Genomic DNA, 20,671 nt, shown 5'->3' with positions numbered 1-20,671 from the left:
AGATCAGTACCGCGGAACGGTCGGGTCGACTTCGCGGGACCACGCGTCCATGCCGCCATCCACGCTGAAGATCTGGGTGAAACCATGGGCGGCCATGCGCTCGGCGGCGCCGCGGCTGGAGATGCCGTGGTGGCAGATGAAGGCGATGGCGGTGTCCTTCGGCAGGGCGGCCAGGGCTTCGTAGCCCTCGTCTTCCAGGATGCGGGCACCCGCCAGCGGCGCGGCCATGGCGCGGCCGTGTGCCGGGCGCACATCGACCAGGATGAGGTCGCCGGCGGCCAGGCGGTCCTTCAGTTCGTGCACGGACATGCCATGGACTTCGGTCGCACCCGGGAACTTCAGGCTGAGGCCTTCGCCCTGCACTGTGCTGACCCAATCGATGATGATGCCCTTGGCACGCTGGGCGCTGCCCGGGTCGAAGTGGACCTCGATACCGTTGGCCACGGTGATGATGTCGTGGTCGCCGCCCGGCGCGAGCTGGAAGCCGGCGCTGTGGTCCGGGCCGATCTCCAGGTGCAGGGCCATGCCCTGGGCGTTGGCCATGCCGCCACGGATGGCTTCGGCGGCCTTGTCGGTGATGGTGATTTCCGGCGGGGTGCGGTCCGGCGCGCTGGCGCCGAACAGGGTGTACAGCTCACCGCTGGTGTACATCTGGCGGATGATATCCGAGCCGCCGACCAGCTCACCCTTCACGTACAGCTGCGGAATGGTGGGCCACTGGCCGTATTCCTTGATGCCCTCACGGATTTCCGGGTCTTCCAGCACGTTCACGGTGTGGTACTGCTCGACCACGTCGTTCAGCGTGTTGGTGGCGGCGGCGGAAAAGCCGCACATCGGCTGCTGGCGCGTACCCTTCATGAACAGCACGACCTCGTGCTGGGCGAGAAGGGCTTCGATGCGCTCGCGGGTGGGGGTATCAAGAGCCATGGAGGGGTTCACCGCAAAGGGAAAGGGGGCCATTTTACCGGCATCCCTCGCACATGGGCGCTATCAAAACGAAATCAACCCGCCAGCGAGGGTTCCATGGTCAAAGTGGAGAGATCCGTCCGGCAATCGGCCAGTGGAGCGAACGTCAGCACGGCTGCCGGCGAGGGCAGCACCGTCTCACGGCTGGCGCGACCGAGCGGTGTATAGCGCTCGGTCCAGTGCACCAGCTCCATCGCGCCGGTGAAATCCTCAACCAGGGCGGTGCAGTGTTCTACCCAGTCGCCATCGTTCAGGTACAGGATCCCGTTGATCGGCCGCATGTGCCCGAAATGGATGTGCCCGCAGATGTGCCCATCGAGGCCGCGCTCCGCCGCATCCGTGGCCACCCGCTGCTCGTAGCCGCGGATATATGCCATGGCCAGGCCGACATGCGACTTGATGATGATTGAGAGCGGCACGTAGGGCAGCTCCATCCGGCGGCGCACCGCGTGCATGCGCCGGTTGGCCCAGCAGATCACGCGGTGCATGGTATCGCCGAGCACCGTGAGCCAGCGCTTGCCGATGTGTTCCGGATCGAACTCATCGCCGTGGCTCACCCGGTAGCGGCGCCCATCGGCACCTTCATGCAGGGCATCCAGCTCGACGCGGATACCCGCGATGGTGGAGCCGGCCAGGCCCCGCATCTGGTAATCGTGGTTGCCGGGGATGTAAATCACCTCCACCCCGCGCGCCGCCATCGCGATCAGTTCGGCGATAACGGCGCTGTGGTCGGGGTGCCACCAGTGCCGTTTCGCCAGGGCTTCCAGGTCGACGATGTCGCCGACGAGGTAAAGCCGCTCGCAATCGACGCTGCGGAGGAAGTCGAGGAGATAGGCGGCCTTGCAGTCGGGCGTGCCCAGGTGCACGTCGGAGATGAAGGCGCTGCGACAGGTGAGCTTGGCCATGGCGGCAGATTCCGGGAGTGTCCCGGGACGCCAGTGTCGGGACACGCTGTAACCAATGCGTGGCGCGCGTGTTGCAGGAAAATGTCGGTCAGGCCACTTTCTGTCGGAGCGCGCTTGCGCGCGATGGGTGCTTGCGCAGGCGCTGAATCGCGCGCAAGCGCGCTCCTACAGGGTCACCTTGCTATCGATAGTTCGCGCAGGGCCGTGCGCGCTTCCGGCAGGATGGCGTCGGCCCAACGTGCATATTCCCGGGCCGAGGGGTGCAACCCGTCGTCGACGACTTCGCCAGCGTGCTCGCGGGACATACCGGTCACGTCGACCCAGCGCGCAAACGCGCGGTGCGCTTCGTCACGCGCGATCGCGTTGAAAGCATCGATCTCGTGGGCGATGGCAGCGCGGTCGCGGCCTTCGGCGAACGGCGTGACGCCCCAGTCGGGAATGGAAACGACGACGACGCGCCGGGCATCGCCCGCCAGCGCGATCGCCCGTTCGAGCAGCGCCAGCAACTGTTCCCTGTATTCCCCCTGCGACCGGCCGCGGTACTGGTTGTTCACGCCGATCAACAGCGTGACCAGGCCGTATCGCGGCGCAAGATCGGTAGCGTCCATGGCCGCCGAAAGCTCATCGGTCGTCCAGCCGGTGGTCGCGATAATGCGCGGTGCCTGCACCTCGATATGCGCTGCGCGCAGGCGCGCCACGAGCTGTACTGGCCAGCGGCCATCCTCAGCAACGCCCTCACCGATCGTGTACGAATCGCCGAGGGCGAGGAACGTAGCTGCCGGCATCAGGCTACAGCGCTGGCAAGCGGCTTATCCTCGGCCGCCATGCGGGCCAATACCCGGTCCATCCGCGTGAATACCTCGGCCAGCTGTGCCGGTTCCGGCAGCAGCGTGAGGCGCAGGTGGCGGCTGGCGGGCAGGTTGAAGCTGGTGCCCGGTACCACCAGGACCTCTTCCTCTTCGAGCAGGCGTAGCGCGAAGGCGGTGTCGTCAAAGTGCGCGATGGCATCGGCGCGTACCCACGGGAACGCGTAGATCGCGCCACCGGGGCTGACGACATCAAGGTACGGGCTGGCAGCCACGTTCTCCAGGACGATGCGGCGCGCCTCGTGGAGCCGGCCGCCGGGCGTGGTCAGTTCACCGATGGTGGGTTTATCGAGCAGCGCCGGGCGCACGGCCCATTGCGCCGTGACGTTGGCGCACAGGCGCAGCGCGGCCAGCAACTGCAGGGCATCGCGATACTCGGCAATGCGCGCCTTGTTGCCCGAAAGGCTCATCCAGCCCACGCGGTAGCCGCAGGCGCGGTGCACCTTGGACAGGCCGCCGAAGCTCACGCACGGGTGATCACCGGCGACGGCGGCCAGCGGCTGGAACGGCGTGCCGTCGTAGAGGATCTCGTCGTAGATTTCGTCGCATAGCAACAGCAGGTTATGCCGGCGTGCGACCTCAACGATGCGTTCGAGCAGCGCCTTGGGGTAGACGGCGCCGGTCGGGTTATTGGGATTGATCAGCACCAGCGCGCGCGTGCGCGGCCCCACCAGTGCATCGATTTCATCCGGATCGGGCAGGTGGCCGTTCTCGGCCAGGCAGCGGTAGTAGCGCGGGCTGCCATCGTTGAGGATGGTGGCGGCACTCCACAGCGGGTAATCCGGGCTGGGCAGCAGCACTTCATCGCCGGGCTGGAGCAAGGCGCGCAGCGAGATATCGATGAGCTCGCTGACCCCGTTGCCGATGAACACGTGCTCCACATCGATGCCCTGGGCGCCGCGGGCGAGCTGCTGGGCCACGATGGCCTCGCGGGCTTCTTCCAGCCCCTGCTCGTGGCCGTAGGCCTCGCTCTCGCCGAGGTGGCCGGCGATGGCCTGGCGCAGGTGGGGCGGGGTGGTGAATCCGTAACGGCCTGGGTTGCCGATGTTGAGCTTGATGATCGGCCGGCCGGCCGCTTCCATGTCGCGTGCGCGCCGGGTCAGGGCACCGCGGATTTCGTAGCGCACCTCCGCGAGGTGCGCGCTGGGCTTGATCGAAGACACTTTCTGGTACTTCCGTTGCGGCCCGCCAGGCCCGTCCTGGCGATCGTCACCTGATCCTAACAGCGTCTGGATGGCCTCGCGAGGCGGAATTCGGGCCGGGAGCGGGCATAATCGCGGGCATGACCGACCCTTCGGACCTGGCGCGCCTGCGCCATATCGGCTGGCGCGACGATGCCCTGCCCGACGATCCACGCCGCCTTGCGCGCGTCGTGGCACAGCATCGTGCCGGCTACGAAGTGCACGATGGCAGCGCTGCGTTCAACGCGCAGCCAGCCGGGCAGTTCCTCAAGCGCGGCCTCGACCCGGCCTTGCGCCCGGCCGTGGGCGACTTCGTGCTGCTCTCACGCGCCACCCATCCGGTGATCGAGGCCATCCTGCCGCGCCGCTCCACGCTTACCCGCGCGGCGGCAGGCGAGCGCTACGAGCGCCAGGTGATCGCCGCCAACATCGATTACGTGATCGTCCTCACCGGCCTGGATGGCGACTTCAACCCGTCGCGCATCGAACGGTACCTGACCCTGGTGGAAGGTTCGGGAGCGAAGCCGGTGGTGTTGTTGAGCAAAGCCGATACGGGTGTGGATGTCGTGGCGGCGGTGACCGGGCTGCGTGCCCGCCTGCCCGCCGATGCCGCGGTGCATGCGATCAATGGCAAGGATCCCGCGACGGTCGAGCTGCTGGCCCCCTACCTGGGGCCAGGCATGAGCGTCGTGCTCGTCGGTTCATCCGGCGCGGGGAAATCCACGTTGACCAACACGCTGCTTGGCGAAGAACGGATGGCCACCGGCGCCGTGCGCAACCACGATAGCCGCGGCCGCCACACGACCACGCACCGCGCGCTCCTGAGCCTGCCTTCGGGCGGGTGCCTGATCGACACGCCAGGCATGCGCGAGCTGAAGCTCACCGGTGAAGAGAACCTGGATCTGTTCGCAGATATCGAGGCGCTGGTGGCGCAATGCCGGTTCACCAACTGCACGCATGGCAAGGAACCCGGGTGCGCGATCCAGGCGGCGCTGGCCTCGGGCGAGCTTTCGCCACAACGCTGGCGCAACTTCCTCAAGCTGCATGAAGAGCGCGAGGAGCAGGCCGCAACCATGGAAGCGCGCCTGCGCCGCAAGTCCGGCCCCAAGCCGGGCGGCAAGCCGCGTCGTGGTGGCTGGTCACACGACGAGGACTGACCGGCGCGCTGTCAGTACGTGATGGTGACCTTGATGATGTCGCTGTACGAACCTGCGACCGCTGCGGGTTGCGTCGGCACGCGGCCGTAGACGGTGAGGGTCTGTTCCGATCCGCTGCCGCTCGCGGTGGCCGTATCGGTATTGACCGTGTTGCCCCAGCGCTGCGTACGCCCTGTATCGCGATAGAGCTCGTAGGTGACGAAGGTCCCCGTACCTGACGCCATCCGTCTTATCGAGGTGCTGCCCGCGTTCTGGCCATTATCCAGGCCCACCTGGTACGCCGCGCGATTCGTGCACGTCGCGCGGATCAACGACGTCTGGTCCGTGTTCGTGCGCAACAGGCCGGACACCGAACCGAAGTTCAGATCGGTAGCCGTGCCGACGGTGCATTTGGCGGCGACCGATGCGGTGACATTGGTCGACGGGCCGGCGACGGTAGCGGCCGCCGCCGTGCCACCCGCCGTGCAACTGGCCGGGTACGTGCCCAGTGAAAGCAGTGCTTCGTTGTAACTGTAGGTGAGCGCGGTACCCGAGGTGCCACCGGCGATCGTACCCGTATAGGGCCCGGGCGAAAGCGTGGATTGCCCTGCGGTGACCCTGCCGTACGCCGTGAGCGTGCCGGTAATCGCGCTGCCGTTGTTGAGTAGCGGTACCTGCGCCGTGACAAAGAAGGGTGCGTAGGTGACGTTGTTCACCACGCCCCAGATCGCCGTGCGGGTCGGGTCCTTGTACACGTTGTACTGCATGCGGTCGCCGAGCGGATCGACCATGGTGCGTGGCGCGAGGTTGCCCAGCGTATCCTGGCCAAGGCTGACGCACATGTTGATGTAGCTGCCGTAGAGGATACCCAGGAAGCCGGAGTACGTGCAGCTGTAGCCGATGGTAGCGGTCGTATCGACCGTGCCCGCCGTGGGGTCGACCGCGCCGAAGGCGAAATTGGTGACGCTGGTGATACTGCACGTGGTGGTGGCCTGCGCGCGCGGCGCGGCGAACGGCGCCGCACAGGCCAACAGGATGAGTGCAAGCCACTTCACGGCGAAGGCCTGCATGCCAACGGCCCCAGCTGCGGCAGGTCGCGCGCATGTTCCGGGTAGATGAGCTCCGTGGTGCAACGCGTGCCGTCGGGTTTGGTCACCATAAGCATCGTGCTGCCCTTGAGGTTATCGAGATAGGCCTGCCCATCGTAGCCGACGATCGCGGGTTCGCCGCTGCCGGTATCCACCATGGATCCCAGGGCCAGTGGCGCGCCCTCGGTGTCAGTGAGGATGGCCAGCGCGGCGCGCACCCGCTTCACCGGGAAGCGCACGACGACACCCGAACGATCGGCCGGTGCAACGACACTGTCGACGCGTTGCACGCGCTCATCAGCGGGCAGATCGATTGGATCGATCGCGAGGCGGTTGTCCTGCCACGCGTTGAGCCGCGATACCAGCAGAAGGCCGTTGCTATCGGTCACGCCCGTGCGGCGGTTCTCCAGCAACACCGGGATATCCGGCGCGCCTTCGGTGGAAACCAGCGCAAAGGCGTCGTCGATGCGACGTGCGGTAAAGACATGCCCGCCCATGAGCACGAGCGCTCCATTGGCATCCGCGTAGGTGTAGGACGATGGACCGATCGTGCTTACCCCCATGGTGAGCTGGCCATGATTGCCCAGCCAGCCAACTTCACCCAGCCCGCCGGCGGCATCACCGCTTCGGCCCTGCGCGTGCCAGCCAAAGCCCCCATCACCATCGATGGGATGGTTCGCATCGAGGGTGCCGAAGGTATCGCTACGGTCACGCTGCGCCGAGGCCGTGTAGGTCGTGCGTTCGTCCAGGGCCCAGGTGATGCCCAGGAAGAAACTGCGGTCCGCGTGCTCATCCAGGTTCTGGTTCAGGCTCGCATTGACCGAGATACCACGCGAAAGGTTGCGCAGCACGAACAGGCCGGCATATCGCGAAGCGGCCTCGCCCGGATTACGCAGGCGCACGTAGTTCGCGCCAAAGCTGGATTCGCGCACATTGAAACCGATCAGGGCACGGTCACTGTCGCGCGGCGGTGGCGCACCGTAGCTTGAGGCGACATCGCGATAGCGCGCGTTGCTGCGCAGCGTATCGAACGAGAAGTTCATGTAGCGCCCGCTCCACGAGAACCCTGCGCCGTACTGGGCACCACCCCCGCGCGATGCGGCGTACGAGGCATTCACAACGCCGGCACCGAAGGCGTTCCACACGGTGCCAAAGCCCGCGACGCTGCGGCCCGCGCCGGCTTCCGCGTGCGACTCCAGGGTGAGCTGGTCGGTGACGCCGCGGCGCCAGGTCGCGCTGCCGATGGGATCGTTGCCGTAGTCGAACGAGTTGATGCCATACGCTTCGCGCACGGTGCCCAGTTCCACCGACCAGTCGTTCAGGCCTGCGCGCAGGAGCTGCCGGGCGGCATAGAAAGGGAAGGTAACCGTGCTGGTGCGGCCGAGCGCATCGGTCAGCACGACCTGGGCCTGTCCCGATTGATCGACACCGGGAACGGCCGTGAGCTGGAACGGGCCCGCAGGCACCTTGCCGGTGTACTGGCGGATGCCATCGACGTACAGCTCGACGGACGACGGCGCCGTGGCCTCGCCAAAGAACTGCGGGAGTGGCGTCGTGACCCGATAGGGCTGCAGGGCGAAATCCGTACCGATCGCGATGCCGCCAATACGTGTCGCGCGGCTCCATGAGGTGTACCCCGTGAACGTATCGCCCACCGTGAGGACCGTGGAGCGGTCGGGAAACGACAGGCGCCACTGGGTATCCAGGCGCACGGTGCTGCCATGCCAGCTTTCATCGGCGTCCTGGTACTTGCGGCTGAGTGAGGTGTTGCTGAGCACGCCCATGTTCTCGCTGAAAGCGCGCAGTTCAGCCAGCCCGCTCACGTTGCCCAGGCCATCGCCGTGCGCCGCGTAGATGTCGTAGTTCAGAAGCAAGCCCGTGCCGCTGGTGGCCTTGGTCGCCGACCGCTCGGGCTGGTTCAGCACGCGCCTTGGCAACGCCAGTCTGCCGTTGGGCACATCGATGGTGACGCGCTGCTGCGCCACATCGTAGGTGTAGCGCAGGCCCTGGATATCGAGCAGGCACTGCATGTCCTGGCCCGGCGGCAAGACGAAGCCCAGGCCACGCAGGTCGGCCGCCTTCGCACATAGGGCTTCGCCCCGGCGATTGAAGTGCATCAGGCGCTCGGTGGGCGTGCCGTTGAGTACCACCTCAAGGTAGAGGTCTTCGCCATCCACGCCCGCCCGTGGATCCACGGTAGGTGGTGGTATGGCATCGGTGGGGTGATCCATCGCGTGCACGGTGGCGACCTTGAGCGCGAGGACGCTAGCGGCTGCCCGCGTCCACGACCAGAGTCGACTCGCTCGCCTCACCATTGATCCTCGCGCGTAATGCGCCAGCCTGGCGCGCTTCCGATGGCAGGGGCCAGCTCATGGTGCTGCCGGGCAATGCGTAGCCCACCAGGCCGGGGAGAAGAGAGGTGTTCTTGCCAGTACCCCCGTGTTGACTTACATCGGCGATCTGGGCGTGGCCCGTCCCGGCGTTATGTACGCGAAGCATCGCGCCGTCCGGGGTGGTTTCCACGCTCGCCTGCAGGGTTGCGCTCACGGTGGGATCGCCCGAGGGCGCAAGGAACACGGGCACCGAATAACGCAGGACGAATTTCAGGCCGGTCTTGTCCGCACCGCCTACTGGCAACTCGTCCACGATGACGCGGTAGGCCGTCTCGCTGCCATCGGTGGGTGGTGGCACCTGCCGGATGACACGCACCAGCTGGCGGTCGCCCGGCGCGATCGTGACCATGGGCGGGCTGACGACCAGATCCTTCGAAGCCTCAAGCACATCCTTGCCGTTCACCTGGGTCCAGCGGAACACGCGTACCTGCGCGTGCAGGGTGTCGGTCCCCGTGTTGGTGAGCCACATCGCCTGCGCCTGTTCCGAGGCGGCGAGGTGCAAGCCGATAGGCGAAACCTGCAGGCCGCTCGCGAACGCCGGCACCAGGCCGCCCATCGCGAATGCAGCGATGAGCAGGATGAGGCGTAGGGCTCGTGAGCGCACCGTGGATCAGTACGTGATCGTCGCGGTGATCACATCGGCGTAGCTGCCGGCCGGGAAGTTCGTGGAAGGCACGCGGCCGTACACCGGCAAGGTCTGCACGCTGCCACTGCCCGTGCCGGCAAGGACGTTGCCGCTGCCGCCGGTCGTGCTGCCCCACACATCGGCAGCGCTGCGCGACGCAGCACGGTACAGCTGGTAGGGCACCAGCGAGGTGCCGTTGCTCATCTTCCGTGAATTCACGTCGGTGCCGTTCTGGCCGTTATCCAGTGCGATGGTGTAGGGCGCGCTGGGCGTGCAATTCACGTTGAGCGCGCCCTGGTTATCCACATTGGTCGCGGTGGAGGGCTGCGAACCGAAGTTCACATCGGTCGGCGCCGTGGTGCTGATATCGCACGCGGCCGTGATGGTGATGCGTACATTGAACGTGGTGGTGGCGGTGGCGGCCTGGGCACTGCCCGCGGTGAAAGCGAGCGTGGCGGCGGCTGCGATAGCGAGACTGCGGATCGTGATCATGGGGGGCTCTCCAGGCGTCCACCGCGAAGGTGTGTCGGCGCGACGTACTTCCGTCACGTGCAAGGTTCGGGACTACGCCCGCCGTGGGAAGTGAATTTCACCCTCTGCTGCCGGATTGGCCTACAGGTGCCGAATGCGCATAGGAAAGTGACAAGGTTGCTTGACTTTCCGGTGCGCGAATCCGGCAAAATATCCTGTCGCGACAGATATCTACGAATGCTTGATGCGATGCGGGATGACGCGGTGCGTCGCGTTGCGCCCGGGCGCGTCGGGATCCCGTCAGGGGGTGACGTGTGTCACAAAACGCGGGTGTCAAGCATCCTTGACATGGGGGTTGGGCAGGGGCAGGATGATGTCAAGCGTGCTTGACACGCTCCACGCCAACGAAAGGGGTTCGAACATGTCGTACCGCATCGTCTTACGCGCCGCCGCCCTGCTTATGGCCGCCGCTGCCGCCTCCACCCTGCACGCTGCCACGCCGGGCGCCACGCCTGCCCCCAGCGCCCTGCACGCCACCACGGTAGGCACCCTCAGCGTGGAGCGCCATGGCACCGCCGGGCGCCCGGTCATCCTGATTCCCGGCCTGGCCGGCGGCCCCTGGGTCTGGACGGATACCATCGCCGACCTTGACAAGAGCCACGTGGTTTACGCGGTCACCCTGGCCGGCTTCAACGGTACGACGGCCCCGTCCGCTGACGGCAACTGGATGGACCGCGCCGATGCCTCGCTCGCCGAGTTCATCCAGAAGAACCACCTGGATAAGCCCATCCTGGTTGGGCACAGCCTGGGCGGCACCCTGGCCCTGCGCTTCGCCGGCCGCCATCCGGACCTGACCGGTGGCGTGGTGGCGGTCGATGGCCTGCCCATCTTCCCCGGCATGGAGCGGGTCAGCCCGGAACAACGCGCGGCCATCGCGGCTCAGCTGAAGGCGAAGACCGAGGGCGCGACACCCGATGAGTTCAAGGCGCAGCAGCTCGCCTATATGCAAACGGTCGGCACGCTGGACCCGAAAACCGCCGAACGCGTTGCACCATTGAATGCACGCAGTGACCAGAAAGCCGTGGCGCGCTACATGGCCGAAGACGCGGGTGCGGATTACCGGCCCGAACTGAAGGCGGCGAAGGCGCCGATCCTGGAGATCACCGCGTACTCGGAAAAGGATGCGCAGATGGGGCCGATGAAGATCACTCAGGAACAGAAGGTGGCGTACTACAGCGCGCTGCTGGCCGATGCGCCGAACGCCAGGGTGATCGCCCTCGCGCCGTCGCGCCACTATGTCATGCTCGACCAGCCCGCTGCCTTCGGCAAGGCGCTCAACGATTTCATCGAGGCCCACTGATATGGCGATGCGTGCCGTCCACAAGCGCTACCTGCGCGAGTTCTTCCCGGCCATGGCAGGTTACGTCGTACTGCTTCTCGCGTCGGTCTCGTGGTTGAAGACGCTGGACGGCACGCTGGCGCGCACCGTCGTTACGCTCCTCCCGGTGATACCCATCGCCTTCGTGATCCGCGCGATGATCCGCGTCATCCGCGACCAGGACGAGCTCGAGCGGCGTATCGATCTGGAGGCCATCGCGATCGCCGGTGCACTGGGTGGATTTGGCTTCTTCTCGTACGGTCTTCTATTGAGCGCCAAGGTGCTGGCGGCACCCGAGCCCGCCGCCGTGGCCATCTGGGTGTTCCCGATCCTCATGGGCCTCTTCGGCATCACCAAGTGCGGCATCCGCCTTTACTACCGCACCCATGAATAACCGCGTCCGCGAACTGCGCACTGACCTTGGCTGGTCCCAGGCCGACCTGGGCGAGCGCCTGGATGTGTCGCGCCAGACGGTAAACGCCATCGAGACCGGCAAGTACGATCCGAGCTTGCCGCTGGCATTCAAGATCGCCCGGCTGTTCTCGCTGCCTATTGAATCCATCTTCACGCCGGAGGCATGAAGGCATGAAACGCGCTCCCCGCACCGCCGTCGTTGTCGCGATACTCGTGGCTGCATTCGCCGGCCGGCAAGTAATCCACCACAGCCATGCCGATGCGGCACCTGACCCAAAACCTGCTGCCGCGACCGATGTGGCGCCCGCCGTCCCGCGTGAGTGGAAACTCGGTTCACTGGTGTTCCACCCATGCGAGTTGCCACAGCCGCATTCGGGCCTGTCTACCGCGGCGTGGTGCGCGCCGTTCCAGGTGCCCGAAGATCGTGAGCACCCCGACGGACGCAAGCTGACCATGCGCCTGGCCATGGTGCGTAGTAGCGCGCAGGTGCCCGCCGATGATCCAGTAGTGTTTCTCGCCGGCGGTCCCGGCCAGGCCGCGACCGAAACTTACTCCAGCATCGCACCCGCCATGGGCCTGGTGCTGGCACATCGCAACGTGCTGCTGTTGGACCAGCGTGGCACGGGTGGCTCGCATCCACTGAGCTGCCGGGAAGGGGACGACCACGACGTGCCGGGTGGTTCCGAAGAAAGCCGCGGCGTGGATGTGGCGGCGGTGCGCAAGGAAACACAACATTGCCTCGATGCGCTCTCCGCCCAGGCCGATGTGCGCTTCTACACCACCACCGATGCCGTCGCCGACCTGGAAGATCTGCGCCGGGCCTTGGGTTCGCCGAAGTTCAACGTGCTGGGCGTGTCGTACGGCACGCGCGTGGCACAGCAATACGCCATGCGCCACCCGGATGCCGTACGCACGCTGACGCTGGACGGCGTCGCACCCAACGCGCTGGTTCTTGGCGAGGATTTTGCGGTGAACCTCGATGCGGCGCTCAAGGCCCAGTTCGCCCGTTGCGCGAATGACGAAGCCTGCCGTGCACGCTTCGCCGATCCGTACCAGACGCTGTACCAGTTGCGTGACGCGCTGCGCGCCAATCCGCACAAGGTGAGCTTCCGCGATCCGCAGACCTACGCCAGCACGCAGCGCACGTTGAGTGAGTACGTACTCGCCACCGTGGTGCGCATGTTCGCCTACTCGCCTGAGACGGCGGCCTTGCTGCCACTATCGATCGACGCCGCAGCACGTGGCGATGTTGGCCCCTTGCTTGGCCAGGCCAAGCTGCTCACGGGCGACCTGGGCGATACGATGGATGGCGGCATGCAGTATTCCGTGATCTGTTCCGAGGACGCCGACCTGCTGACCTCCCGCCCGCAGGACAAGGACACTATCCTGGGCGACAACATGATCGAAGCGTTCCGCGCCGCCTGTTCGGTATGGCCGCACGGCAAGCGCCCGGCGGATTTTCACCAGCCGTTGCGGGGGCCGGTGCCCACGCTGCTCATGTCGGGCGAGTTCGATCCGGTCACGCCGCCGCGCTATGGCGATGAGGTACTGAAGGGCTTGCCGAACGGCCGCCACTTCGTGCTGAAGGGACAGGGCCACAATGTCGTGGCGCGTGGCTGCATGCCGCGCCTGCTGGATCAGTTCATCGACAAGGCCGATGCGAAGGGCCTGGATGGCAAGTGCCTGGAGCGCCTGTCACCGGCTCCTGTGTTCGTGGGTTTTAATGGAGCCACGCCATGATCGAAGTAAAGGATCTGCGCAAGACCTTCGGCGACGTGCATGCCGTCAGCGGCGTGAGCTTCACGGCGCGCGATGGCGAGATCACGGGATTGCTCGGGCCCAATGGCGCGGGCAAGACCACGACACTGCGGATGCTCTATACGCTGATGAAGCCCGATGCCGGCCAGGTCCTGGTCGATGGCATCGATGCCGCGGTCGACCCGATCGCGGTTCGCCGAAGCCTGGGCGTGCTCCCCGATGCGCGCGGGCTGTACAAACGGCTTACGGCGGCTGAGAACATCACTTATTTCGGCCGCCTGCAGGGGATGCAGGAAAACGATATCGCGCGCCGTCGCGAGGCGCTGATCGATGCACTGGAAATGCGCGACATCGCTGCGCGGCGAACCGAGGGGTTCTCGCAAGGCCAGCGCGTGAAAACCGCCATTGCCCGCGCACTGGTGCACGACCCGCGCAATGTACTGCTCGATGAGCCGACCAATGGCCTCGACGTGATGGCCACCCGCGCCATGCGCCGCTTCATGCACCAGCTGAAGGACGAAGGACGTTGCGTGCTGTTCTCCAGCCACATCATGCAGGAGGTAGCTGCCTTGTGCGATCGCATCGTCGTCATCGCCCACGGCCGCGTGGTTGCGGATGAAGCGCCGGCGGCGTTGCTCGAGCAGACCGGCCAGACCAGCCTCGAGGAAGCCTTCGTGACGATCATTGGTACCGACGAGGGCCTGGCCGCATGAATGCCTTCACTGCCGTCTACTGGAAGGAAGTGCGCGAGAACCTGCGCGACCGGCGTACCTTGATCAATGCGTTGATCACGGGCCCGCTGCTGGGGCCGGTGCTGTTCATCATGCTGATGAACGTCATGGTGAATCGTGAGCTGGCGCGAGCGGACCAGCCGATCCACGTTCCCGTGATTGGCGCGGAACTAGCCCCGAACTTCATGAACGCGCTGAAAGGCGCGGGTATCGATGCGGATCCCGCCGTAGCCGATCCCGAGCGCGCCGTACATGACATGCGGGCCGATGTGGTGATTCGCATCGCCCCCGATTTCGTCAAAGCATGGGAAAAAGGGCAGTCCGTGCAGGTGGAGCTGGTTTACGACTCCTCCCGTCGTGATGCCAATACGGCGGTCGCCCGCGTGCGCAGCGTGGTCGAGAGTTATGCACGGCGCGAGGGTGCCATGCGCCTCATTGCACGCGGGCTCTCGCCATCCACGGCGTGGCCGGTGAGCGTGGCCGAGCGCGACCAGGCAACGTCCCAGTCGCGCTCCGCGTTGATGTTCTCGTTCCTGCCGTACTTCTTCGTACTCACCGTGTTCATGGGCGGTATGTACCTGGCGATCGACCTCACGGCAGGCGAGCGCGAGCGGCAGTCACTGGAGCCGCTGTTCGTGAACCCGGTGGCGCGCTGGAAGATCCTGGCGGGCAAGCTGGCGGCAATCTGTACGTTCTCCGTGATCAGCCTGTTGCTTAGCGTGTCCGCCTTTGCCACGGCGCCATGGTTCATTCCCACGGAGAAGCTGGGCATCGCACTCGACCTCGGTTTGCACTTCGGTGCGCAGGTGGTGCTGCTGATGCTGCCGCTGATCGTGCTGTTGGCGGCGCTGCAATCGCTGGTATCGGCCTTCGCCAAGAGCTACCGCGAGGCGCAGACGTACCTGTCGATCCTGATGATCATCCCGATCTTGCCCAGCGCGTTGCTGTCGGTGATCCCGATCAAGCCGGAGCCGTGGATGTACGCGGTGCCGCTGCTGGGCCAGAACCTGGGTATCGTGCAGTTGCTGCGTGGCGATGGCATCACCGGGCAGGAGCTGGCGCTGTGCCTGGCAGGCGGTTTCGCCGCGGCCGCATTGGCGGTGTGGGCTACTGCCCTGATGTATCGCTCCGAGCGCCTTGCCATCTCCGCATAAGAGCATCGCGCGCAAGCGCGCTCCTACAGGGCAACCGTAAGCCTGTCGGAGCGTGCTTGCACGCGATCGGGCTCACCGCCAGCGCACATCCACGCCCACCAGGAACGTCCGTCCTGGCGCCGGTTCGAAATACCGCCCGTTGCCATCGTTGACGATCACCGAGCCGATCACATGCCGGTCGGCCAGGTTATCCACGCGGGCGAACGTGTTCACGCGCCAAGGGCCGTTATCGAAGATATAACCACCTGACAGACCGAACAGAACGTACCCGGGGGCCACCGCCGTGCCCAGGTCGTTGGCCGAGGTGGAGCCCATCGCGTTCATATCGATGCCCGCCTGCACGCCGGTTTCCCTTCCGTACTTCAGTGCCGCATAACCCATGGACCGCGGTACGCCGGGAATGCGGGTGCCAGCCGCCACCGGGGTATCGGGCGCGGCGCAACCCGCCGAAACGCAGGTGAGGAACGGCGTGCGGAAGCTGGCTTGCAGGTGCGTATACGACGCCAGCAGGTGCAGGTCCTGTGCGAGCTCGCCATCGAAGGAGGCTTCGATGCCCTGGCGGCGTGAGCGGGCAATGTTCTGGTAGGTAGTGCGGCCGCCAACGTTGGTGGCGACGGCAAGCTCGTTATCACTGTCGGCCCGGAAAACGGCAAGCCCGGCGGTGATCGCGTCCGTGGGCCGTAGCTTCAGGCCGACTTCCATGTTCTCCGATTTCGACGGCTTCAGGTCAAAGGCGAGGCCCGCGCCACCATCCGCGCGGTAGCCAATCTCGGAGAATGTCGGCGTTTCGAAACCGCGGCCCCAGTTCGCGTACACGTGCGCCCAGCCGGCCGCACGCCACAGCACGCCGAACACCGGCGTCGTCGCGCTGTACTTCTCGCTACCGCTATCGTCGGGGTTGCCGGGCACGATGTAGCGGTCGGTGGAGCTGAAGTGCACATCGTTGTGGCGTACTCCGCCCATCAGCGTCCAGGCATCGGCGACGCGCCACGTGGCCTGCGCGTACTGGTCGAAATCGAACACGCGGTCGATCTCGTCGCGGCGCAGGGCGCCACGCACACCGAGCGTCGTGCCGACGAAGTTGTTGTAGCCCTCGCGATGCTGGTGCTGGTTGTCGTAAGCGACACCCGCGGCGAATTCGAACGGCCGGCCAAGGACCTCGTTGCGCCACGTCCAGCGCGCGTCGCCACCGCCGTACGCGTTGCCCAGGTCCACCACGCCGCCTGAATTGCCAGGCTGCGCCGTTTGGGTGGCGACGGGAATGGAAAGGTACTGCGTGACCGTCCGTTGCCCGTAATAGGTCATCACGCGCAGGCTGTTTGAATCGTCGATGCGCTGGTCGTAGATCAGGCCCGCCTGTTGTTGGTCGGCTGATTTACGCGTGTTGTACGTATCGGCCACGCTGGCCACCTGGCGCGGATCGGCATGGAATTGCGCCTTGGTCAGGCCCAGTGGATCCTGCGCGCCGGGAATATCCACCGCGTTCAACACCAGGGTCAGCTTGCGGTCGTCGTCGATCTTCCAGCCCAGCTTGGCGTTGCCGGATTCGCGCCGCGCCGCGCTGTGGTCGCGGTAGCCGCTGGTGCGGAAGTGGCTGAGATCGATGTTGTAGTCGACCGGACCTTCCACGCCGCGTGCATTCACCGAAGCGCGGAACACCCCGTTGCTGCCACCTGCCACGCCGAAGCGCAGCTCCGGTGGTTCCGTGCCATCGGCGGTGAACAGCTGGATGACGCCGCCTGAGGCATTGCCATAAAGCGCCGAGAACGGGCCGCGCAGCACTTCCACGCGTTCTGCCGAATCGAGGTTGAAGTGGGTGACCTGGCCCTGGCCATCGGGCATTGTCGCCGGGATGCCATCGGTGTACAGGCGGATGCCGCGGATGCCGAACGTGGAGCGGGCACCGAAGCCGCGAATCGAGATCTGCGTGTCCTGTGCGTAGTTCTGCCGGTCGCGCGCGGTGACGCCGGGAATCGATTGCAGGCGCTCGGAGAGGTTCACATCGAGCGTGCCGTCGGGTGGCGTGCGCACCGAATCGACCGCCGCTGGGATGTCGTAGGGTGACTGGGCGCTGCGCGTGGCGGTGACCACCACGGGTGCGAGCGGCTGGGCGTCCTGTGCGCTGGCCGAACCGGCCAGTACGAGAAGGATGGCACCCGCGAGGCGGCGGGGCGGGGGGACGGGCATGGGGATCTTCCCTGTGGGAAACGCCGATGATGCTCGGTCATTCGTGAGGGCTACCGCAAGGCACGCGTCGTCGCAGGCAGGCCCGTGCTAGCCTTCCGGCCCTGTCCCCCAACGGTGGTAGCCCTCATGAAGAAGCTCATCCTCGCAGGTCTCGTCGGTCTCGCCCTTCCGGCTGCCGCCATGGCATTCGATGCCGACCAGCCGGCCCAGGCGACCCCGCCGGCCAGCGCCGGCCAGGCTTCCGCGGCGCAGCTCGACCAGGCGATCGCGGGCAAGTGGCGCGATCCGAAGAACACGGCGCGCGATGCGTACCGCCACCCCAAGGAAACGCTGACCTTCTTCGGCATCCGCCCGGATATGACCGTGATCGAGATCTGGCCTTCGGGTGGCTGGTTCACCGAGATCCTGGCGCCGTACCTCAATGCCCACGGCCACTACATCGCCGCGGTGCCGCCCGGTTCGAAGAGCCGCACGGCGCTGGAGAACAAGTTCAAGTTCGCCCCGCAGCAGTACTCGAACGCGAAGTTCGTTGAGTTTGACAACAAGCAGCCGACCCTAGGCCCGGATGGTTCGGCAGATATGGTGCTCACCTTCCGCAACGTGCATAACTGGGCGGCCGATGGCAGCGCCGAGGCCATGTTCAAGTCGTTCTACAAGGTGCTGAAGCCGGGTGGCGTGCTCGGCGTGGAAGACCACCGCGCGGACAAGGGCAAGACCCTGGACCAGGTGGTGAACAGCGGCTACCTGCCGACCGATTACGTGATCAAGCTCGCTACCGATGCCGGCTTCAAGCTGGATGGCCAGAGCGAAGTGAACGCGAACCCGAAGGACAACCACGACCACCCGAAGGGTGTGTGGACGTTGCCGCCGACCTACGACATGGGCGCGACCGACAAGGCCAAATGGCAGGCGATCGGTGAATCCGACCGCATGACCCTGCGTTTCGTGAAGCCCGCGCAGTAACGTGCTGGTTGCCCTGAACAAACCTTTCGGGGTGCTGTGCCAGTTCACCGACGAAGCCGGCCGGCGCACGCTGGCCGACTTCGTGACGCAGAAGGGCGTCTACGCCGCCGGGCGGCTGGACCACGATAGCGAAGGGCTGTTGTTGCTGACCGATGACGGGAAGCTACAGCACCGCCTGGCCGATCCGAAGCACAAGCAGCCGAAGACGTACGTGGTGATGGTGGAGGGCACGCCCACCGAGGAAGCCCTCGACAGGCTCCGCCGCGGTGTCTTGCTGAACGACGGGCCGACGTTGCCGGCAGGGGCGGAGCTCATCGACGAGCCCGAATGGCTGTGGCCGCGCGACCCGCCCGTGCGCTTTCGCAAGACGGTGCCCGATGCCTGGTTGCGTATCACGCTGCGTGAAGGGCGGAACCGGCAGGTGCGGCGCATGACGGCCGCCGTGGGCTTGCCGACGCTCCGCCTCATTCGGGAGGCTATCGGCGACTACCGGCTGGATGGGCTAGGTTTGGGTCAGACGCGCGTTCTTGATAGCGATGGCACGCAGACGCGCCCTTATAAGGGCAGTCGGTCATAGCTGCGGCGAGGCGAGTACGGATCGCGTGCAAGCACGCTCCTACAGAAGCCTGCGTCGGCATGGTGTAGGAGCGCGCTTGCGCGCGATCAGCCAACGAAGCGGCGACGCCGTATCACCACTCCGCGACTGACCCATCCGGGTGCCGCCACAGCGGATTGCGCCAGTCCTGCACGTCGCGGCTGCGCTCGATCACCAGCTCTTCGTTCACATCGATACCGAGGCCCGGGCCGGTGAACGGCTGGGCATAGCCGCCGTCGTCCAGCTTCAGCGCCTCCTTGTTGCGCACGTAATCCAGTACTTCGCCACCCTTGTTGTAGTGGATGCCCATGCTCTGTTCCTGCAGCGTGGCGTTCCAGCTGACGAAATCCACGTGCAGGCACGCGGCCAGGGCGATCGGGCCGAGCGGGCAGTGCGGTGCGAGGGCGACATCGTAGGCTTCGGCCATGGCCGCGATCTTGAAGCACTCGGTGATGCCACCGGCATGCGAAAGATCCGGCTGGATGATCGAGATGCCACCGCGTTCCAGTACCGTCTTGAACTCGTAGCGCGAATACATGCGCTCGCCGGCGGCGATGGGAATGGACGTCTGCGCGGCGATGCGCGGGTAGTGCTCGGCCTGTTCGGCCAGCACCGGTTCCTCGATGAACAGCGGGCGGAACGGCTCCAGTTCCTTCACCAGCACCTTGGCCATCGGGGCGGAGACACGGCCGTGGAAATCCAGGCCGAACTCGATGGTGTTGCCGAACGCTTCGCGAATCTCCGCGACCTTGGCCACGGCCGCATCCACCTGCTTGCTCGAGGCGATGATCGACATCTCCTCGCAGCCATTCATCTTGAAGGTATCGAAGCCGTGGGCGAGGCGCTCCTTCATCTGCGCGATAATATCCGCCGGGCGATCGCCACCGACCCAGCAATAGGTCTTCATGCGATCGCGGACGCGGCCGCCGAGCAGTTCGTACACCGGGGCGTTGAGCACCTTGCCCTTGATATCCCACAGCGCCTGGTCGATACCGGCCATGGCGCTCATGAACACCGCGCCGCCGCGATAGAAGCCGCCGCGGTACATGGCCTGCCAGATATCGTTGATGTGAGCCGGATCCTTGCCGATGACGAACTCGGAGAGCTCATGCACTGCTGCCTCGACCGTGCGTGCGCGCCCTTCGACGACCGGTTCGCCCCAGCCGACAACGCCCTCGTCCGTTTCCATTTTCAGGAACATCCATCGGGGCGGAACGCGGTACGTAGTGATCTTGGTTACTTTCATGCTTAGACCGAACGGTAGGCTTTCACAAAGGCTTCGGCGCGTTCGCGCGTGCGCGACACCGGCTGGCCCGGCTTGTACAGATCGCTGCCAAGCCCGGCGCCGATGCAACCTGCGTCGAGGAACTGAGCCAGATTGTCAGGTGTTACGCCGCCCACCGCCAGTAGCGGGACGTCGGGGGGCAGCACCGCCCGGATCGCCTTGACGTAGGCAGGCCCGTACACGTTGGCCGGGAACAGCTTCAGCGACTGGGCACCGGCCCGCAGGGCCTCAAATGCCTCGCTTGGGGTGGTGAAGCCGATCGAGGTGTACATGTCCCGCTCGCGGCCGCGGCGGATTACCTCAGGATAGGTGTTCGGTGTGACCAGCAGGTGGCCACCCAGGTCGGCCACACGATCGACGTCTTCCGGCGTGAGCACCGTGCCAGCCCCGACCAGGGCGCGATCCCCGGCCGTCTGGGCGGCCATGGGGATACTGCGGTGCCAGTCGGGGGAATTAAGGGGCACCTCGATGGCATCGAAGCCGGATTCGATCAGCGCCTCAACATGGGCGACGATATCGTCCGGGGTGATGCCCCGGAGAATGGCGATAAGTGGAAGCGCGGTAGGCCAGGCCAT

The 20,671-nt window shown here is 65.8% G+C and carries 20 protein-coding genes; 9 read left to right on the top strand and 11 right to left on the bottom strand.

Annotated features, from left to right (window positions below; genetic code table 11):
• Positions 1–3: 3 nt before the first annotated feature.
• The 4 genes from grxD to ABIE56_RS17955 form a co-directional block, all read right to left on the bottom strand.
• The gene (gene grxD / locus ABIE56_RS17970; RefSeq protein ID WP_429245166.1) at positions 4–927 is read right to left on the bottom strand and encodes a Grx4 family monothiol glutaredoxin; all 924 of its coding nucleotides are present in this window, start codon (positions 925–927) and stop codon (positions 4–6) included.
• A 74-nt stretch (positions 928–1,001) separates the two neighbouring features.
• Positions 1,002–1,871 carry a UDP-2,3-diacylglucosamine diphosphatase gene (locus ABIE56_RS17965; protein WP_429245165.1) on the bottom strand — a complete coding sequence of 290 codons (870 nt, stop codon included), beginning with the start codon at positions 1,869–1,871 and terminating at the stop codon, positions 1,002–1,004.
• Positions 1,872–2,044: 173 nt separating this feature from the next.
• Complete coding sequence (locus ABIE56_RS17960; protein ID WP_429245164.1) at positions 2,045–2,656, bottom strand: SGNH/GDSL hydrolase family protein; 612 nt, start codon at positions 2,654–2,656, stop codon at positions 2,045–2,047.
• Positions 2,656–3,900 (bottom strand): aminotransferase class I/II-fold pyridoxal phosphate-dependent enzyme, encoded by a 1,245-nt coding sequence (locus ABIE56_RS17955; protein WP_429245163.1) that lies wholly within the window; start codon positions 3,898–3,900, stop codon positions 2,656–2,658. The genes ABIE56_RS17960 and ABIE56_RS17955 overlap by 1 nt, the downstream gene beginning before the upstream one ends.
• Positions 3,901–4,019: 119 nt before the next feature.
• Between ABIE56_RS17955 and rsgA the strand changes: the two genes are divergently transcribed.
• Positions 4,020–5,075 (top strand): ribosome small subunit-dependent GTPase A, encoded by a 1,056-nt coding sequence (gene rsgA, locus ABIE56_RS17950; RefSeq protein ID WP_429245162.1) that lies wholly within the window; start codon positions 4,020–4,022, stop codon positions 5,073–5,075.
• Positions 5,076–5,086: 11 nt separating this feature from the next.
• Here rsgA and ABIE56_RS17945 read toward each other — a convergent pair whose 3' ends face one another.
• The 4 genes from ABIE56_RS17945 to ABIE56_RS17930 are packed head-to-tail and all read right to left on the bottom strand — an operon-like array spanning position 5,087 to position 9,652.
• Entirely contained in the window at positions 5,087–6,124 is a 1,038-nt protein-coding gene (locus ABIE56_RS17945) for a Csu type fimbrial protein (protein ID WP_429245161.1), read from the bottom strand.
• Positions 6,106–8,373: a fimbria/pilus outer membrane usher protein gene (locus ABIE56_RS17940; protein ID WP_429245190.1), complete on the bottom strand. Its 2,268-nt coding sequence runs from the start codon at positions 8,371–8,373 to the stop codon at positions 6,106–6,108. The genes ABIE56_RS17945 and ABIE56_RS17940 overlap by 19 nt, the downstream gene beginning before the upstream one ends.
• Positions 8,374–8,407: 34 nt before the next feature.
• Positions 8,408–9,139: a fimbrial biogenesis chaperone gene (locus ABIE56_RS17935; RefSeq protein ID WP_429245160.1), complete on the bottom strand. Its 732-nt coding sequence runs from the start codon at positions 9,137–9,139 to the stop codon at positions 8,408–8,410.
• Positions 9,140–9,145: 6 nt separating this feature from the next.
• Complete coding sequence (locus ABIE56_RS17930) at positions 9,146–9,652, bottom strand: Csu type fimbrial protein (protein WP_429245159.1); 507 nt, start codon at positions 9,650–9,652, stop codon at positions 9,146–9,148.
• Positions 9,653–10,052: 400 nt separating this feature from the next.
• Here ABIE56_RS17930 and ABIE56_RS17925 point away from each other — a divergent pair, with 400 nt between their 5' ends.
• Genes ABIE56_RS17925 through ABIE56_RS17900 form a run of 6 tightly spaced genes read left to right on the top strand, consistent with a single transcriptional unit; the run spans position 10,053 to position 15,066 of the window.
• Positions 10,053–10,991 carry an alpha/beta fold hydrolase gene (locus ABIE56_RS17925; protein WP_429245158.1) on the top strand — a complete coding sequence of 313 codons (939 nt, stop codon included), beginning with the start codon at positions 10,053–10,055 and terminating at the stop codon, positions 10,989–10,991.
• Between the two features lie 7 nt (positions 10,992–10,998).
• A complete protein-coding gene (locus tag ABIE56_RS17920) occupies positions 10,999–11,403 on the top strand; it encodes a hypothetical protein (protein WP_429245157.1) in 405 nt (134 codons plus the stop codon).
• On the top strand, positions 11,396–11,590 hold the full coding sequence (locus ABIE56_RS17915) for a helix-turn-helix transcriptional regulator (protein ID WP_429245156.1): 195 nt from the start codon (positions 11,396–11,398) through the stop codon (positions 11,588–11,590). The genes ABIE56_RS17920 and ABIE56_RS17915 overlap by 8 nt, the downstream gene beginning before the upstream one ends.
• Positions 11,591–11,594: 4 nt before the next feature.
• The gene (locus ABIE56_RS17910) at positions 11,595–13,163 is read left to right on the top strand and encodes an alpha/beta hydrolase (RefSeq protein WP_429245155.1); all 1,569 of its coding nucleotides are present in this window, start codon (positions 11,595–11,597) and stop codon (positions 13,161–13,163) included.
• Positions 13,160–13,894, top strand: a complete 735-nt coding sequence (locus ABIE56_RS17905; protein WP_429245154.1) for an ATP-binding cassette domain-containing protein — start codon at positions 13,160–13,162, stop codon at positions 13,892–13,894. The genes ABIE56_RS17910 and ABIE56_RS17905 overlap by 4 nt, the downstream gene beginning before the upstream one ends.
• Positions 13,891–15,066, top strand: coding sequence for an ABC transporter permease (locus ABIE56_RS17900; RefSeq protein WP_429245153.1), 1,176 nt, complete (start codon positions 13,891–13,893; stop codon positions 15,064–15,066). Before ABIE56_RS17905 ends, ABIE56_RS17900 begins: the two co-directional genes overlap by 4 nt.
• Before the next feature lie 72 nt (positions 15,067–15,138).
• Here the strand turns inward: ABIE56_RS17900 and ABIE56_RS17895 are convergent, their stop codons facing one another.
• A complete protein-coding gene (locus ABIE56_RS17895) occupies positions 15,139–17,253 on the bottom strand; it encodes a TonB-dependent receptor family protein (protein ID WP_429245152.1) in 2,115 nt (704 codons plus the stop codon).
• Between the two features lie 126 nt (positions 17,254–17,379).
• On the opposite strand from ABIE56_RS17895, the gene ABIE56_RS17890 reads away from it, so the two are divergent.
• Both ABIE56_RS17890 and ABIE56_RS17885 read left to right on the top strand, forming a co-directional pair.
• Positions 17,380–18,216: a class I SAM-dependent methyltransferase gene (locus ABIE56_RS17890; protein ID WP_429245151.1), complete on the top strand. Its 837-nt coding sequence runs from the start codon at positions 17,380–17,382 to the stop codon at positions 18,214–18,216.
• A gap of 1 nt (position 18,217) precedes the next feature.
• Entirely contained in the window at positions 18,218–18,793 is a 576-nt protein-coding gene (locus ABIE56_RS17885; protein ID WP_429245150.1) for a pseudouridine synthase, read from the top strand.
• A 112-nt stretch (positions 18,794–18,905) separates the two neighbouring features.
• Here the strand turns inward: ABIE56_RS17885 and dgoD are convergent, their stop codons facing one another.
• Both dgoD and ABIE56_RS17875 read right to left on the bottom strand, forming a co-directional pair.
• Entirely contained in the window at positions 18,906–20,057 is a 1,152-nt protein-coding gene (gene dgoD / locus ABIE56_RS17880) for a galactonate dehydratase (protein ID WP_429245149.1), read from the bottom strand.
• Positions 20,058–20,059: 2 nt separating this feature from the next.
• Positions 20,060–20,671 (bottom strand): 2-dehydro-3-deoxy-6-phosphogalactonate aldolase, encoded by a 612-nt coding sequence (locus tag ABIE56_RS17875; RefSeq protein WP_429245148.1) that lies wholly within the window; start codon positions 20,669–20,671, stop codon positions 20,060–20,062.

It is taken from the genome of Luteibacter sp. 621 (assembly GCF_050435445.1).
GTDB lineage: Bacteria > Pseudomonadota > Gammaproteobacteria > Xanthomonadales > Rhodanobacteraceae > Luteibacter.
This window is presented reverse-complemented; position numbering and strand designations above follow the sequence as displayed.

Bases quoted from the DNA above. Each gene is read 5' to 3' on its own strand.
- grxD (WP_429245166.1), bottom strand. From the start codon at position 927: ATGGCTCTTGATACCCCCACCCGCGAGCGCATCGAAGCCCTTCTCGCC.
- ABIE56_RS17965 (WP_429245165.1), bottom strand. From the start codon at position 1,871: ATGGCCAAGCTCACCTGTCGCAGCGCCTTCATCTCCGACGTGCACCTG.
- ABIE56_RS17960 (WP_429245164.1), bottom strand. From the start codon at position 2,656: ATGCCGGCAGCTACGTTCCTCGCCCTCGGCGATTCGTACACGATCGGT.
- rsgA (WP_429245162.1), top strand. From the start codon at position 4,020: ATGACCGACCCTTCGGACCTGGCGCGCCTGCGCCATATCGGCTGGCGC.
- ABIE56_RS17945 (WP_429245161.1), bottom strand. From the start codon at position 6,124: ATGCAGGCCTTCGCCGTGAAGTGGCTTGCACTCATCCTGTTGGCCTGT.
- ABIE56_RS17940 (WP_429245190.1), bottom strand. From the start codon at position 8,373: ATGGATCACCCCACCGATGCCATACCACCACCTACCGTGGATCCACGG.
- ABIE56_RS17930 (WP_429245159.1), bottom strand. From the start codon at position 9,652: ATGATCACGATCCGCAGTCTCGCTATCGCAGCCGCCGCCACGCTCGCT.
- ABIE56_RS17925 (WP_429245158.1), top strand. From the start codon at position 10,053: ATGTCGTACCGCATCGTCTTACGCGCCGCCGCCCTGCTTATGGCCGCC.
- ABIE56_RS17920 (WP_429245157.1), top strand. From the start codon at position 10,999: ATGCGTGCCGTCCACAAGCGCTACCTGCGCGAGTTCTTCCCGGCCATG.
- ABIE56_RS17915 (WP_429245156.1), top strand. From the start codon at position 11,396: ATGAATAACCGCGTCCGCGAACTGCGCACTGACCTTGGCTGGTCCCAG.
- ABIE56_RS17910 (WP_429245155.1), top strand. From the start codon at position 11,595: ATGAAACGCGCTCCCCGCACCGCCGTCGTTGTCGCGATACTCGTGGCT.
- ABIE56_RS17905 (WP_429245154.1), top strand. From the start codon at position 13,160: ATGATCGAAGTAAAGGATCTGCGCAAGACCTTCGGCGACGTGCATGCC.
- ABIE56_RS17900 (WP_429245153.1), top strand. From the start codon at position 13,891: ATGAATGCCTTCACTGCCGTCTACTGGAAGGAAGTGCGCGAGAACCTG.
- ABIE56_RS17895 (WP_429245152.1), bottom strand. From the start codon at position 17,253: ATGCCCGTCCCCCCGCCCCGCCGCCTCGCGGGTGCCATCCTTCTCGTA.
- ABIE56_RS17890 (WP_429245151.1), top strand. From the start codon at position 17,380: ATGAAGAAGCTCATCCTCGCAGGTCTCGTCGGTCTCGCCCTTCCGGCT.
- dgoD (WP_429245149.1), bottom strand. From the start codon at position 20,057: ATGAAAGTAACCAAGATCACTACGTACCGCGTTCCGCCCCGATGGATG.
- ABIE56_RS17875 (WP_429245148.1), bottom strand. From the start codon at position 20,671: ATGGCCTGGCCTACCGCGCTTCCACTTATCGCCATTCTCCGGGGCATC.